Origin of the sequence: Streptomyces sp. NPDC087845 (genome assembly GCF_044742755.1) — a bacterium.
Lineage (GTDB): Bacteria > Actinomycetota > Actinomycetes > Streptomycetales > Streptomycetaceae > Streptomyces.
In genome coordinates this window covers 237,958-251,891 of record NZ_JBIUVC010000008.1, presented here as the reverse complement: position 1 = coordinate 251,891, position 13,934 = coordinate 237,958, and the positions used below count along the sequence as shown (strand labels likewise).

Here is a 13,934-nt window from a genome sequence, read left to right as displayed (position 1 = left end):
CCCCCGGTGACGACCCCACCTCACGCTTCTCAGAAGGGCTACGGCAGACACGATGGCACCGACGACGAAGGCGGCCGGCGACGGCAGTGGCCTGGTGGAGATGGCCTGGGATCCGATCACCCGGATCGTGGGCAGTCTCGGAATCCACACGAAGATCGATTTCAAGCAGAAGCGGGTCGCGGAGTGCTACAGCACCTCGTCGGTCTTCCGCGGCTACAGCGTCTTCATGCGGGGCAAGGACCCGCGGGACGCGCACTTCATCACCAGCCGCATCTGCGGGATCTGCGGTGACAACCACGCCACGTGCTCGGTGTACGCGCAGAACATGGCGTACGGAGTGAAACCGCCGCACCTCGGTGAGTGGATCATCAACCTCGGCGAGTCCGCGGAGTACATGTTCGACCACAACATCTTCCAGGAGAACCTGGTCGGGGTCGACTACTGCGAGAAGATGGTCCGCGAGACGAATCCCGGCGTCCTGGAACTCGCCGAGCGCACCGAGGCGCCGCACGCCGGGGAGCACGGATACCGCACGATCGCCGACATCATGCGGTCGCTCAACCCCATCGAGGGCGAGTTCTACCGCGAGGCGCTCCAGGTGAGCCGCTACACGCGGGAGATGTTCTGCCTGATGGAGGGGCGCCATGTGCACCCCTCCACGCTCTACCCGGGCGGTGTGGGCACGGTCGCCTCCGTCCAGCTCTTCACGGACTACCTCAGCCGCCTCATGCGCTACGTGGAGTTCATGAAGCGGGTCGTGCCTCTGCACGACGACCTGTTCGACTTCTTCTACGAGGCCCTGCCCGGGTACGAAGAGGTCGGCCGCCGGCGCGTGCTGCTCGGCTGCTGGGGAGCGCTCAACGACCCCGAGCACTGCGACTTCACGTACGCCAACATGAGCGACTGGGGACGGAAGATGTTCGTCACCCCCGGTGTGATCGTGGACGGCAAGCTGGTCACCAACGACCTGACCGAGATCAACCTCGGCATCCGGATCCTGCTGGGCAGTTCGTACTACGACGACTGGCAGGGCAGGGAGCAGTTCGTCACCCACGACCCGCTCGGCAACCCGGTCGACCCCCGCCACCCGTGGAACCAGCACACGATCCCCGCGCCGCAGAAGCGGGACTTCGACGACAAGTACAGCTGGGTGATGTCGCCGCGCTGGTTCGACGGCAAGGACCATCTGGCCCTGGACACCGGCGGCGGTCCCATCGCCCGGCTCTGGTCCACCGCGCTCTCCGGGCTCGTCGACGTCGGCTACGTCAAGGCCACCGGCCACAGCGTCGTCATCAACCTGCCGCGCACGATGACCAAGCCCGAGACCACCTTCGAGTGGAAGATCCCGAAGTGGAGCAACGCGCTGGAGCGCAACCGCGCCCGCACCTACTTCCAGGCGTACGCGGCCGCGATCGCGCTGCACTGCGCCGAGAAGGGGCTGGCCGAGGTCCGCGCCGGACGTACGCAGACCTGGGAGAAGTTCGACGTCCCCGACGAGAGCATCGGTGTCGGTTTCACCGAGGCCGTACGCGGCGTGCTCTCGCACCACATGGTGATCAGGGACGGCAAGATCGCCAACTACCACCCCTACCCTCCGACGCCGTGGAACGCCAGCACCAGGGACACCTACGGGACTCCCGGGCCCTACGAGGACGCCGTGCAGAACACGCCCATCTTCGAGGAGAACCCGCCGGAGAACTTCAAGGGCATCGACATCATGCGCGCCGTGCGCAGCTTCGACCCCTGTCTCCCGTGCGGCGTCCACATGTACGTCGGCGGGGGGAAGACCGTGCAGAAGATGCATGTGCCCACCGGGCTGAGCGGACTGGGCGGATGAGCGCGGCCACGGGCGCCTTTGGCGCGGAGCGGGCCGGGCAGCGCATCGACGAGGTGCTTGAGCAACTGACGGCAGCCGGTGACCGGAACACGTCCGAGGCGGCCGAGGAACTGGTGCGGGTCCTGATGGACTTCTACGGCGCCGGGCTGGCCCGCATCCTCGACCGGCTCCGGGCGGCACCGGGCCGCGAGACGGGCGACACCCTGGACGAACTCCTGGGCGACGACCTGGTGTCGAGCCTGCTGGTCCTGCACGATCTGCACCCCGAGGACACCGGCACGCGCATCGGCCGGGCCCTCGCGGCCGTCCGCGATCCCGTCGAGGTGGTGGCCTTCGACGAGAGCACGGGCATCCTGCGCCTGCGGGCCGCCGCCGCGGGCGGCTGCGGCTGCACCGGGGCACCGGCGGCACCGCAGTCCGTCGAGAACCTCCTGGCCTGCTTCGCACCGGAGGTGACCACGGTCGAGATGGAATCGGACTCCGCCGACCGGGAGCCCGCACTCCTGCAGATCCAGACCCGCCCGCCGCAGGGCGTGGCAACTGCCCGGCCGGCCCCGGCCAGGACATCATGAGCGCGCCTGGGACGTGGGCCGTACGCCCCGCGCCTGCCTCGGGGATGCACAGGCTGCGGCGCTTCGCGGCACCGCGCGAACCCCGCCAGGAGCGCTGCGAACTCTGCGGGATCCCGGTGGCCGAGGGCGACCACCGGCATGTGGTGGACACCGAGCAGCGTTCACTCGCGTGCGCCTGCACCCCGTGCGCCCTGCTGTTCGACCGGCCCGGCGCCGCCCGCGGCCGGTTCCGGAACGTCCCGGACCGCTACCTGGCCGACCACGACCACCGTCTCGACGACAACGCGTGGGAGCTCCTGCAGATCCCGGTCGGCGTCGCCTTCTTCTTCCGCAACGCCGCACTGGACCGGCTCGTGGCGCTCTACCCGAGCCCCGCCGGGGCCACCGAGAGCGAACTCGATCCATCGGCCTGGCAGACCGTCCTCGGCGGCAGCCGTCTCTCCCAGCTGCTCGAACCCGACGTGGAGGCACTGCTGTTGCGCCGCTCCGAGGGCCGGGCCGAGTGCTATCTGGTACCGATCGACATCTGCTACGAGCTGGTGGGGCGCATGCGCCTGCTCTGGCAGGGCTTCGACGGCGGAGCCGAGGCCCGTGCCGATCTCCAGGCGTTCTTCGCACACATCGAACGCCGGGCCGGGGCAGCCGCGCGGGAGCGACGGCCATGACGGACTTCACCTTCACCTGCACCGGCGTGCGCGCCGACCCGTACGCCGCCGGCCCCACCCTCGTCTTCCGGCTGCGCATCACCGCGTCCGGAGAAGCGCGGGTGCACGCACTCGCGCTGCGCTGCCAGATCCGCATCGAGCCGGCCCGGCGCAGCTACGAAACGGCCGAGGCCAAAGGCCTGACGGATCTCTTCGGAGAGCGCTCACGCTGGGGCAGCACCCTCCAGCCCGTGCAGTTCGCCCAGGTCCCGGTCATGGTCCCGGCGTTCACGGGGGAGACCGAGACGGACGTCGTCGTGCCCTGCACCTATGACCTGGAGATCGCCGCGACACGGTATGCGGACGCGCTGACGGACGGTGAGGTGCCGCTCCTCATGCTCTTCTCCGGCACCGCCTTCACCGGTTCCGGCGGCTTCCTGGTCGAGCCGGTGCCCTGGGACCGGGAGGCTCCCTTCCGGATGCCGGTGGCGGTGTGGAAGGAGATGGTCGACCAGCACTTCCCCGGATGCGGCTGGCTCCGCCTCCCCCGCGACACCATGAACGCGCTGCTCGAATTCCGCTCCCGGCACGCACTGCCCTCCTGGGAGGCGACCGTCCGGACGCTTCTCGACGCGGCCGGAACCACAGCCCTCCGGCCGCCGGAGCGCGGACGTGCCGACGCCGGCCTCGCCGGGCTTGCCGAGAGGACGGCGCAATGACCGCGACCGCCTTCACTCCCGCGCTGGAATCCCGTTTCGCCGCCGCCCGTGGGGTGGCCGACGCCGTCCTCTTCGAGGGCTACGTCCTGTATCCGTACCGCGCGTCGGCGGCCAAGAACCGGCTCCGCTGGCAGTTCGGCGTGCTCGTCCCACCGGCCTGGGCGGCAGCCACCGAAGAGCACGACTTCCAGCGCACCGAGTGCCTCATGGAACCGAGGGCCGACGCGGTTCTGGCGGCCGAGGTCCGGTTCCTGCACGCCCGGCGGCGCACCGTGCAGCGGCTCCGGGAGGACGGCACCTTCGAGACCGTCCCCGAACTCCACCTCACCGACCGGGTCCTGGTGCCCTGGGACGAAGGTGCGGAGGAGCGCGTCGAAGTGCTCGCCACCCTGGCCGAGCTCACCGGCGGCGGCCTCGTCGTCCCCTTCGCGCGCCCGGCACGGGAGGAGCACGAAACCGTCCGGGACGAGGACGGCCGGACCGTCGGTCGCCTGGTGCGCCGCTGCGAGGAGATCAGCGGCGCGGTACGGCTGTCCGCCTCCGAACTCGACGGCCCCTACCGGGCGATGCGGCTCACCGCCGTCGTGGAGAACACCAGCACCTGGACGCCGGACGCCGGCGACGCCGACCGCGACGCCGCTCTGCCCCGGTCGCTGGTGGCAGCGCACCTGCTCCTGGGCCTCGGCGCGGGCTCGTTCCTGTCGATGACGGACCCTCCGGAATGGGCCAAGGGCGCGGTCGCGGGCTGCCGGAACATGCACACCTGGCCCGTACTGGCCGGGGAGCCCGGCCGCGCGGACCTGGTGCTCTCGTCCCCGATCATCCTTGAGGACCACCCGGCCATCGCCCCGGAGAGCCCCGGGGCGCTGTACGACTCCACGGAGATCGACGAGATCCTCGCCCTGCGGACGGCCGCCCTCACGGACCAGGAGAAGCGCGAGGCCCGGGGGACGGACGACCGGGCGGCCGCGGTCATCGACCTGGCCGACTCGATGCCCCCCGAGGTCCTGGAACGGCTCCACGGTGCGGTGCGGGCGCTGCGGGAAGTCACCGAGCCGGGTGCGCCTGCGGCGGTTCCGCCGGACGAGCTCCGGCACGTGCCGGAAGGGGCCGGCGGGTACGACCTGATCCGGCCGGACCGGCCGTGGTGGGACCCGGCCTCCGACGCCGGCGCCGATCCGGCGCGCGACCGGATCCTGGTGGACGGCCGGTCGGTGGGCGCGGGCAGCCGTGTACTGCTGCGACCCGGCCTGCGCCGCACCGACGCCCAGGACCTCTTTCTGCAGGGCCGCAGCGCACTGGTCGAGGCAGTGCTGCACGACGTGGACGGGGGAGTGCACCTCGCGGTCACCGTGGAGGGCGACCCGGGTGCCGACATCCGGCGCGAACAGGGCCGGTTCCTGTACTTCCAGCCCGATGAGGTCTCACCTCTGGAGGACGCATGACGCCGCCCCCGGAGCGGAGAGCGACGACGCTGGTCGCGGGCGTGGGGAACATCTTCCTCGGCGACGACGGCTTCGGTGTCGAGACCGTACGGCGACTGTCGTCCACCCCCTTGCCCGGTCACGTCGAAGCGGTGGACATCGGGGTGCGCGGAGTCCATCTCGCGTACCGGCTCCTCGACGGATACGACACGCTGGTCCTGATCGACGCCACCGAACGCGGCGGTGATCCCGGAACGCTGTACCTGATCGAGGCCGACCGGCCCGGCCGCGTCGAGCCGCAGGAAGCTCTGCTCGACGGCCACCGCATGTCCCCCGACGCGGTACTGACCCTGCTCGAAACCCTGTGTGCCGGGACGGGCTGCATCCCCCCGGGACGCACGCTGGTCGTCGGATGCGAACCCGCCCGCGTCGAAGAAGGCATCGGCCTCAGCGATCCCGTGGCCGCTGCCGTCCCGGAGGCCGTGAACATGGTCCTGCGCCTGGTCCGGGACGAGGAACGGACCGCCCCCACCGCACAGCCTACGGCCGGCCCGGCCATCAACTGAGGAGACGAACACCGTCATGAAGAAGATCATCATCGGTGGCGCGGTCGCCGCCGCCGTTGCCGCACTCGTGGCCCAGGTACTGCCCGACATCAAGCGCTACGTGCGGATGCGGTGCATGTGACGGCATCCGGATCCACCGGACCCCGGGCTGCCCCGAACGACGTACGTACCGTGCGGCGTCGGCGAGCCGGTCCGGCCGGGGCCGCGACTCCCCGGTGTAATGACGCGGGCAGGACGGAGACCCATGCACGAGATGTCCATCGCCATGGCCGTCGTCGGCCAGGTGGAAGAAGCAGCCCGGACAGGCGGCGCCGTTGCCGTCACATCCGTCCGGCTCCAGGTCGGCGAGCTGGCCGGAGTGGTCCCCGACGCACTGAATTTCTGCTTCGAACTGGCCTGTGCCGGAACCGTGCTGGAGGGCGCGGAGCTCGTGGTGGACTCCGTACGGGCGAGAGCACGCTGCGTGCCCTGTGCGGACGAATGGGCGGTCGGAATGCCGCCGCAGCTCTGCTGCCCGCTGTGCGGCGAGGCCACCGCGGAACTGCTCTCGGGCCGCGAACTGCAGATCGCCGACGTCCACTGGGACGAGGGGCCTGCGCAGAGACATATCCGTGAACCGATCTACGAGGAGCGTTGAACCATGTGCCGTGTGGTCGATCTGCAGCAGGCGGTACTCGCGAAGAACGACACGACCGCGCACCGCCTGCGTACCGAACTCGCCGCCCGCGGCACCGCGGTCGTCAACCTGCTCTCCAGCCCGGGCAGCGGGAAGACGGCACTGCTCGAACGCGAACTGGTCCTGGCCCGGGAGACGGGCATCCCCGTCGCGGCGCTGACCGCCGACCTGGCCACCGAGAACGACGCCGTGCGACTGGCCCGTTCCGGCGCCCCGGTCAAACAGGTCTTCACCGACGGACTCTGTCACCTGGAGGCCCGGATGCTGGGCGGGCACCTCGACGGGTGGCTGCCCGAGGACGCCCGGCTCCTCTTCGTGGAGAACGTCGGCAACCTCGTCTGCCCGGCCTCGTACGACCTCGGCGAAACGCTGAGGGTCGTCCTCGCCTCGGTCACCGAGGGCGAGGACAAGCCGCTGAAGTACCCCACCGCCTTCGGGCTGGCCCATCTGGTACTCATCACCAAGACGGACATCGCCGAGGCCGTGGAGTTCGACGAGGACGCCTTCCGTGCCCACGTCGAGCAGGTCAACCCCGGTGTGGAGGTACTCCTCACCTCGGCCCGGCGCGGTGACGGCGTCGGGGCACTCCTCGACCGGGCGCTGGGCGCCGCGAACGGAGCCCCCGTCCACCGGCCCGTCATGGCCCGGCAGCACCACTCCGCGCACGCCCATGCACACGCGGAGCAGGGCGGGGCCCCTCACGGCGGGCCCCATACGCATGCCGACCCGGGTGGACCGGGCGATGTGCCGCAGGCGTCCGGCGCCATGGCGCAGAACCGCGCGTGACGGCGCAACGGTCCGGCCCGGCCACGGGTGAGCCGACGCAGCGCCGCCGGATCGTCGTCCGGGGTGTGGTCCAAGGCGTCGGGTTCCGGCCCTACTTGTACACACGCGCCCTCGCGATGGGCCTGGCGGGGCACGTCACCAACACCCCCGACGGGGTCGTCGCGGAAGTCGAGGGCCCACCGGCCGCCGTGGCCGTGTTCTGCGAAGGGATCGCCGCGGACGCACCGCCCTTGGCCGTTCTCGATTCCGTCGAGCACCGCGAGGTTCCCGCCGCGGGCGGTGCCGGGTTCACCATCGTCGCCTCCCGGAGCGGCGGCCCCTCACGCACCCTGGTCCCCCCGGACGCGGCCACCTGCGCCGACTGCCTGGCCGAGCTGGCCGACCCCGCGGACCGCCGCCACCGTCACCCGTTCATCACCTGCACCAACTGCGGGCCGCGCTTCACCATCGTCACGGATCTGCCGTACGACCGCGCGCACACCACCATGGCCCGCTTCCCCATGTGCCCCGACTGCGCCCGCGAATACGCCGACCCCGCGGACCGCCGCTTCCACGCCCAGCCCGTCGCCTGCCACCGCTGCGGCCCCCGCCTCGATCTGCTGGCGGCGCACCCGGACCCGGACAGGGCCCCGCGGCGGGTGACCGCTGCGGACCCGGTCGCCGAGGCCCGCAGGCTCCTGGCCGACGGGGCGATCCTGGCCGTCAAGGGGATCGGCGGCTACCACCTCGCGTGCGACGCGACCGACTCCCGGGCCGTGGCCGGACTCCGCCGCCGCAAGGCCCGCGGCGACAAGCCGTTCGCCCTGATGGCCCACAACATCGGCGACATCTCACACCTCGTCCGTATCGGCGCCGAGGAGCGGGCCCTGCTCACCGGCGCCGTCCGGCCGATCGTCCTGCTGAGGCGCCGCAGCCGCGCGGTCTTTGCGCCGGGCGTCCCGAGACCGTCGGACAACGTCGCCCCGGGCAGCCCCGACCTCGGCGTCATGCTTGCCTACACCCCTCTGCACCACCTGCTCCTCGGTCTGCCCGGCGATCCAGCCGGGCCGCGTCTGCTCGTCATGACCAGCGGCAACGTGGCCGGGGAGCCCATCGTCACCGACGACGCCGAGGCGCTCACCCGGCTCGCCCGCCTGGCCGACGCCTGGCTGATCCACGACCGCCCGATCCAGGTACCGTGCGACGACTCGGTCGTACGCGTCTGCGACGGGGAGCGGCTCACCGTACGCCGCTCGCGCGGATATGCCCCCCGGCCCGTCGAACTGCCCTTCCCGGTACCGGCGGTCCTTGCCGCGGGGGGCGACCTGAAGAACACCCTGTGCCTGGCGGAAGGACGCAGAGCCTGGCTGTCCGCCCACATCGGCGACATGGACGACCTCGCCACACAACAGGCCTTCGAGCACGCCGGACAGCAGCTGGGGACCATCACCGGAGTGCGGCCCGAGATCCTGGCCGTCGACCGGCATCCCGGGTACCGCTCGGGGCAGTTGACCCGCCGTCTGGCCGGCGAACGGCACGTCGTACGCGTACAGCACCATCACGCGCACATTGCCTCGGCCATGGCCGAGCACGGCCTGGACGGCAGCCACCGGGTGATCGGCGTCGCGTTCGACGGCACCGGCTACGGCGACGACGGGGCCGTGTGGGGCGGAGAGTTCCTGCTGGCGGACTACGACGGGTACCACCGGTTCGGGCATCTCGCGTACGTCCCTCTGCCGGGCGGCGACGCCGCCGTACACCGCCCGTACCGCATGGCCCTGGCGCATCTGCACGCGGCCGGCATCGGCTGGGCGCGGGACCTGCCGTGCACGGCCGCCTGTGAACCCGGAGAACAAGGCGTACTGGCCCGGCAGTTGGAACGGAACCTCAACTGCGTCCCCACCTCCAGCATGGGCCGGCTGTTCGACGCCGTCTCCTCCCTGACCGGCATCTGCCACCGGGCCGGATACGAGGCCCAGGCCGCCGTCGAACTCGAGAACGCCGCGCTGGGGACGGCCGGGGACGACTGCGCCGGATACGGCTTCGCGCTGCGCGCTCCCGCACCGGACACCGGGGGCGCGCTGATCGCCGACCCCGCGCCCGTACTGTCGGCGGTGGTCGACGACGTGCGCGCACATACCGCGCCGGGGGTCGTCGCGGCACGCTTCCACGAGGCGGTCGCCGCTCTCGTCCGAAGCGCCTGCGTGCTGGCGCGTGAGCAGTACGGCCTGAACACCGTGGCCCTGACCGGCGGGGTGTTCGCCAATACGCGGCTCTCCTCGGCCTGCGCCCGGACGCTCCGCCGACGCGGCTTCACCGTTCTGCGGCACCACCGGGTACCCCCGAACGACGGAGGACTGGCCCTGGGGCAGGTGATGGTGGCCGCCCGGACACGCACGGGCGGCACCGACGCGGCGCGGGGGAGCACAGCCACCCATTGACGGCGTGTCCCGGCAGGGCCGGGCAGGCGATCAACCACAGCAAGGAGGAGCCATGTGCCTGGCGGTGCCCGGCAGAGTACTGGAAATCGAGGAACGGGACGGCACCCGCATGGCCACCGTCGACTTCGGCGGAGTGGTCAAGGAAGCATGCCTGGAGTATCTGCCGGACCTTCGGGTCGGTGAGTACGCCATCGTCCACGTGGGGTTCGCCCTGCAGAAGCTGGACGAGGAATCGGCCCGGCAGACACTGGAGTTGTTCGCCCAGCTCGGCATGCTTCAGGAGGAGTTCGGCGACCCTTGGGAAATGGCGGCAGAGGCGGGCGGACTGCCGCTGCCCGGCGCCGACGACGCATCGCGGGAGGCGCGGCAGTGAAGTACATCGACGAATTCCAGGACCCCGGACTGGCCCGGCGGCTGCTCGACGAGATCCACTCCACCGTGACCAGGCCGTGGGCGCTGATGGAGGTCTGCGGCGGGCAGACCCACACCATCATCCGGCACGGCATCGATCAACTGCTGCCGGACCAGGTGGAACTGATCCACGGACCGGGCTGCCCGGTGTGCGTCACCCCTCTGGAAGTCATCGACAAGGCGCTCGCGATCGCCTCCCGCCCCGAGGTGATCTTCTGCTCCTTCGGCGACATGCTCCGCGTGCCCGGCACCGGCAAGGACCTCTTCCGGGTCCGCAGCGAGGGCGGTGACGTACGGGTCGTGTACTCCCCGCTCGACGCGCTGAAGATCGCCCAGAAGAACCCGGACCGGGAGGTCGTGTTCTTCGGAATCGGCTTCGAAACCACCGCGCCCCCCAACGCGATGACGGTCTGTCAGGCCCGCAGGCTCGGCATCCGCAACTTCAGCCTGCTGGTGTCCCACGTCCGGGTGCCACCGGCGATCGAGGCGATCATGCGGTCGCCCACCTGCCGGGTGCAGGCGTTCCTCGCCGCAGGGCATGTGTGCAGCGTGATGGGGATGGGCGAGTATCCCGGACTGGCCGAACGGTTCGGCGTCCCGATCGTGGTGACCGGATTCGAGCCGCTGGACATCCTGGAAGGCGTGCGCCGCACCGTGGCCCAACTGGAACGCGGTGAACACACGGTGGAGAACGCCTACCCGCGCGCGGTGCGCCCCGAGGGAAACCCTGCCGCCCTGGCCATGCTGGAGGACGTCTTCGAGGTGACCGACCGGGCCTGGCGCGGCATCGGCGTCATCCCCGGCAGCGGCTGGCGGCTCTCCCCGCGCTATCGGGACTACGACGCGGAGTACCGCTTCCCGGTGACCGGCATCGATACCCGTGAACCCGCGCAGTGCCGCAGCGGAGAGGTCCTGCAGGGCCTGCTCAAGCCTCACGAATGCGAGGCGTTCGGCACGGCCTGCACCCCTCGCACCCCGCTCGGAGCGACCATGGTCTCCAGCGAGGGCGCCTGCGCCGCGTACTACCTCTACCGGCGGCTGGACATGAAGAACACCTCACCCCTGGAGGCGAGCCCCGTTGGCTGAGACCGTCGAGACCCCCACGCGCGGCGACGGAGCGACGAGCCCCGGCAACGCTTCGGCGGCGTCCGTCCCCGGCGCCCCGCCGCTCGATCCCACGGCATGGACGTGCCCGGCCCCCCTGCGGGACCACCCGCGCGTCGTGATGGGCCACGGCGGCGGCGGCGCGCTCTCCGCCGAACTGGTCGAGCACATCTTCGCCCCCGCCTTCGGAGGCGAGGTGCTCGCGCAGCTGGGTGATTCGGCGTCCGTGTCGCTGGGCGGCGCCCGGCTGGCCTTCTCCACGGACTCCTTCGTGGTGCGGCCGCTGTTCTTCCCCGGCGGCAGCATCGGCGACCTCGCGGTGAACGGCACCGTCAACGACCTGGCCATGAGCGGAGCGCGTGCCGCCTATCTGTCCTGCGGGTTCATCCTGGAGGAGGGCGTCGAACTCTCCGTCGTCGCCCGCGTCGCCCAGGCATTCGGCGCCGCCGCGCGCAACGCGGGCGTGGAGGTGGCTACGGGGGACACCAAGGTGGTCGAAGCCGGTCACGGGGACGGCATCTTCATCAACACCGCCGGTATCGGCCTCATCCCGGCCGGCGTCGATCTGCGTCCGCAGCGCGTCGTCCCGGGTGACGTCGTGATCGTCAGCGGGGCGATCGGTGTCCATGGCGTCGCGATCATGAGCGTGCGCGAGGGCCTGGAGTTCGGGGTCGGGATCGAGAGCGACTGCGCGGCGCTGGGCGGACTCGTGGCGGCCGCGCTCGCGGTCACCCCGGATCTGCACGTACTGCGCGACCCCACCCGCGGAGGGCTCGCCGCGTCCCTCAACGAGATCGCCGCGGCGTCGGGCACCGGCGTCGTCATCCAGGAGCGGGACGTCCCCGTCCCCGAGCCGGTGGCCAATGCCTGCGCCATCCTGGGCCTGGACCCGATGTACGTCGCCAACGAAGGGAAGATGGTCGCGTTCGTGCCGCGCGAACACGCCGACGCGGTCCTGGACGCGATGCGCGCACACCCGCTGGGCCGGGACGCGGCCGTGATCGGTGAGGTGGTGGACGCCCACCCGGGCATGGTGGTGGCCCGCACCGGGCTCGGCGGTACACGGGTGGTCGATCTGCCGGTCGGGGAGCAGCTGCCGCGGATCTGCTGACGGCCCGCCGCCCCGGGCCGGATCCCACGGCATGCCCGCCGCGCGGGCATGCCGGATTCGCCCGCACAGAACGGGAGTTCACCGACCGTGCGGGGGTTGCCCGCGCTCCTGGGGCCGGCCGCGGGGGGCACGGCGACACGAACCGCTGTGTCCGGCGTGGAACGCCGCTCCCGCGTGACGACCGGCCCGGCCGGCGCTCGCCCCGTCGTCAACGGCCCGGCCGGCCTCCATCCGGCCCTCCGTGCCGTCGGCCGCCCCGGACGGAGACCCCGGCCACCACGCAGGGTCCGCCGGCATACCGGAGGAACCGTTCCGCCCGCACTCCGGTCAGAGCGCAGCGGTTCCCCGCCGTACGGCTCCCACTGCACCGAACCAGCCATTTCGTGTTGCCGGCCGCGCCCCGCGCCCGGACGGCCACCGAGGCGTACCTGCGGCGGTGCTGGGACGGACGGCAGGGCACCGGAAGCATCGGAGAAGCGTCAAGCGCTGTTCTGGCCAACTGGTTGCAGATGCGCGGCGCAAGGGCGTGGTGCACCGGGGGGCAGATGCCTAAGGTCTGAGTGCGCACAGCGGGGCAGAGCGGTCGAACCATGGAAAAGGTCAACGACACATCGTTCAGGGAGAAGCAGTGCCGCGTGTCCAACCCGTCTTGGCACGGGCCCTCCGTACGACTCCGTTACTTCACCTGGACGTCGCCCACCGGGGCCGGGTGCGGCGTCTGGGACTGAAGCTCGAGGAGCACGGCCCCACCGGCTCGGTGAAGGACCGCAGCGCCGTCGGACTGCTGCGGGCACTGCACGAAGAACGGCCGCTCATACCGGGCACCGTGGTGGTCGAGTCCACCTCCGGCAATCTCGGCCTGGCCCTGGCCCGGCTGCTGCCCTCCATAGGCTGTGTCTTCCTCGCGGTGGTCGATCTCAAGACCCCGCACGCCACGCGCACCATGCTCACCGACCTCGGCGCCCGGGTGATCGTCGTCGACGAACCCGACGGCCAGGGCGGCTACCTGCTGAGCCGGCTGCGCACGGTGCGTGAACTGTGCGACCGGAACCCCGGATACCGCTGGCCCAACCAGTACGAGAACTGGGCCTCGCCCGACATCCACCGCCGCACCACCGGACCCGAGATCACCGCGCAGGCGGGACCGGATCTCGGCACGGTGTACATACCGGTCTCCACCGGCGGCACCCTCGCCGGCATCAGCGCGCATCTGCGCGAGCACCGGCCCGACGTCGCCGCGGTCGCCGTGGACGTACGCGGCTCGCTGGCCGTCGAGGGCAGCGCCGGACGCCGGCTGATCCCGGGCATCGGAGCCAGCCGTCCCTCGGCCTTTCTGAAAGGGCCGCACAGCTACGACCGTGCCGTGCACGTCGACGACATCGAGGCGATGGCCGTCTGCCGGATCCTCGCCGAGGACGTGGGGCTCGTACTCGGGGGATCCAGCGGCTGTGCCGTGCGCGCGCTGCTGGCCGACGGGGACAACGGCCGCACGGACGACCGGCTGGCCGTCTGCCTGGCCGCCGACGGCGGCGGCAAATACCGCGACACCCTCTACTCCGACGACTGGGCGACCGAGCAGGGCATCGTCAAGGAGATCACCGCCGCCGTGGAACAACTGCGCAGCGAAGGCCTCTTCTTCGACCGAAAGCACCAGGAGCACTGAC

General features: G+C 71.3%; 14 protein-coding genes. All 14 read left to right on the top strand.

What is annotated here, in order from left to right; all coding sequences use genetic code 11:
• The first annotated feature begins 52 nt into the window (after nt 1–52).
• The 14 genes from ACIOMQ_RS22035 to ACIOMQ_RS21970 all read left to right on the top strand — a co-directional run bounded on the left by ACIOMQ_RS22035 (nt 53) and on the right by ACIOMQ_RS21970 (nt 13,933).
• Complete coding sequence (locus ACIOMQ_RS22035) at nt 53–1,837, top strand: nickel-dependent hydrogenase large subunit (RefSeq protein WP_362202529.1); 1,785 nt, start codon at nt 53–55, stop codon at nt 1,835–1,837.
• Nucleotides 1,834–2,409: a hypothetical protein gene (locus ACIOMQ_RS22030; protein WP_362202526.1), complete on the top strand. Its 576-nt coding sequence runs from the start codon at nt 1,834–1,836 to the stop codon at nt 2,407–2,409. Before ACIOMQ_RS22035 ends, ACIOMQ_RS22030 begins: the two co-directional genes overlap by 4 nt.
• On the top strand, nt 2,406–3,074 hold the full coding sequence (locus tag ACIOMQ_RS22025) for a DUF5947 family protein (protein WP_362202522.1): 669 nt from the start codon (nt 2,406–2,408) through the stop codon (nt 3,072–3,074). Before ACIOMQ_RS22030 ends, ACIOMQ_RS22025 begins: the two co-directional genes overlap by 4 nt.
• The gene (locus ACIOMQ_RS22020; RefSeq protein WP_362202519.1) at nt 3,071–3,772 is read left to right on the top strand and encodes a DUF6084 family protein; all 702 of its coding nucleotides are present in this window, start codon (nt 3,071–3,073) and stop codon (nt 3,770–3,772) included. The genes ACIOMQ_RS22025 and ACIOMQ_RS22020 overlap by 4 nt, the downstream gene beginning before the upstream one ends.
• Nucleotides 3,769–5,217 (top strand): hypothetical protein, encoded by a 1,449-nt coding sequence (locus tag ACIOMQ_RS22015; RefSeq protein ID WP_362202516.1) that lies wholly within the window; start codon nt 3,769–3,771, stop codon nt 5,215–5,217. Before ACIOMQ_RS22020 ends, ACIOMQ_RS22015 begins: the two co-directional genes overlap by 4 nt.
• Complete coding sequence (locus ACIOMQ_RS22010) at nt 5,214–5,762, top strand: hydrogenase maturation protease (protein WP_401754461.1); 549 nt, start codon at nt 5,214–5,216, stop codon at nt 5,760–5,762. Before ACIOMQ_RS22015 ends, ACIOMQ_RS22010 begins: the two co-directional genes overlap by 4 nt.
• A gap of 16 nt (nt 5,763–5,778) precedes the next feature.
• Complete coding sequence (locus tag ACIOMQ_RS22005; protein ID WP_401265188.1) at nt 5,779–5,883, top strand: DUF6893 family small protein; 105 nt, start codon at nt 5,779–5,781, stop codon at nt 5,881–5,883.
• A gap of 123 nt (nt 5,884–6,006) precedes the next feature.
• Nucleotides 6,007–6,399: a hydrogenase maturation nickel metallochaperone HypA gene (gene hypA, locus ACIOMQ_RS22000; protein ID WP_401265186.1), complete on the top strand. Its 393-nt coding sequence runs from the start codon at nt 6,007–6,009 to the stop codon at nt 6,397–6,399.
• A 3-nt stretch (nt 6,400–6,402) separates the two neighbouring features.
• Nucleotides 6,403–7,224, top strand: a complete 822-nt coding sequence (hypB, locus tag ACIOMQ_RS21995; protein WP_362202507.1) for a hydrogenase nickel incorporation protein HypB — start codon at nt 6,403–6,405, stop codon at nt 7,222–7,224.
• On the top strand, nt 7,221–9,644 hold the full coding sequence (gene hypF / locus ACIOMQ_RS21990) for a carbamoyltransferase HypF (RefSeq protein ID WP_402189943.1): 2,424 nt from the start codon (nt 7,221–7,223) through the stop codon (nt 9,642–9,644). Before hypB ends, hypF begins: the two co-directional genes overlap by 4 nt.
• A 52-nt stretch (nt 9,645–9,696) precedes the next feature.
• A complete protein-coding gene (locus tag ACIOMQ_RS21985; RefSeq protein ID WP_362202501.1) occupies nt 9,697–10,017 on the top strand; it encodes a HypC/HybG/HupF family hydrogenase formation chaperone in 321 nt (106 codons plus the stop codon).
• The gene (gene hypD / locus ACIOMQ_RS21980; RefSeq protein WP_402189941.1) at nt 10,014–11,141 is read left to right on the top strand and encodes a hydrogenase formation protein HypD; all 1,128 of its coding nucleotides are present in this window, start codon (nt 10,014–10,016) and stop codon (nt 11,139–11,141) included. Before ACIOMQ_RS21985 ends, hypD begins: the two co-directional genes overlap by 4 nt.
• A gap of 139 nt (nt 11,142–11,280) precedes the next feature.
• Nucleotides 11,281–12,270, top strand: coding sequence for a hydrogenase expression/formation protein HypE (gene hypE, locus ACIOMQ_RS21975; protein ID WP_402190082.1), 990 nt, complete (start codon nt 11,281–11,283; stop codon nt 12,268–12,270).
• 628 nt (nt 12,271–12,898) lie between these two features.
• Nucleotides 12,899–13,933, top strand: a complete 1,035-nt coding sequence (locus tag ACIOMQ_RS21970; RefSeq protein WP_401754469.1) for a pyridoxal-phosphate dependent enzyme — start codon at nt 12,899–12,901, stop codon at nt 13,931–13,933.
• Nucleotide 13,934 lies beyond the last annotated feature (1 nt).

Coding starts and splice junctions, on each gene's coding strand:
- ACIOMQ_RS22035 (WP_362202529.1), top strand. CDS start 53: ATGGCACCGACGACGAAGGCGGCCGGCGACGGCAGTGGCCTGGTGGAG.
- ACIOMQ_RS22030 (WP_362202526.1), top strand. CDS start 1,834: ATGAGCGCGGCCACGGGCGCCTTTGGCGCGGAGCGGGCCGGGCAGCGC.
- ACIOMQ_RS22025 (WP_362202522.1), top strand. CDS start 2,406: ATGAGCGCGCCTGGGACGTGGGCCGTACGCCCCGCGCCTGCCTCGGGG.
- ACIOMQ_RS22020 (WP_362202519.1), top strand. CDS start 3,071: ATGACGGACTTCACCTTCACCTGCACCGGCGTGCGCGCCGACCCGTAC.
- ACIOMQ_RS22015 (WP_362202516.1), top strand. CDS start 3,769: ATGACCGCGACCGCCTTCACTCCCGCGCTGGAATCCCGTTTCGCCGCC.
- ACIOMQ_RS22010 (WP_401754461.1), top strand. CDS start 5,214: ATGACGCCGCCCCCGGAGCGGAGAGCGACGACGCTGGTCGCGGGCGTG.
- ACIOMQ_RS22005 (WP_401265188.1), top strand. CDS start 5,779: ATGAAGAAGATCATCATCGGTGGCGCGGTCGCCGCCGCCGTTGCCGCA.
- hypA (WP_401265186.1), top strand. CDS start 6,007: ATGCACGAGATGTCCATCGCCATGGCCGTCGTCGGCCAGGTGGAAGAA.
- hypB (WP_362202507.1), top strand. CDS start 6,403: ATGTGCCGTGTGGTCGATCTGCAGCAGGCGGTACTCGCGAAGAACGAC.
- ACIOMQ_RS21985 (WP_362202501.1), top strand. CDS start 9,697: ATGTGCCTGGCGGTGCCCGGCAGAGTACTGGAAATCGAGGAACGGGAC.
- hypE (WP_402190082.1), top strand. CDS start 11,281: ATGGGCCACGGCGGCGGCGGCGCGCTCTCCGCCGAACTGGTCGAGCAC.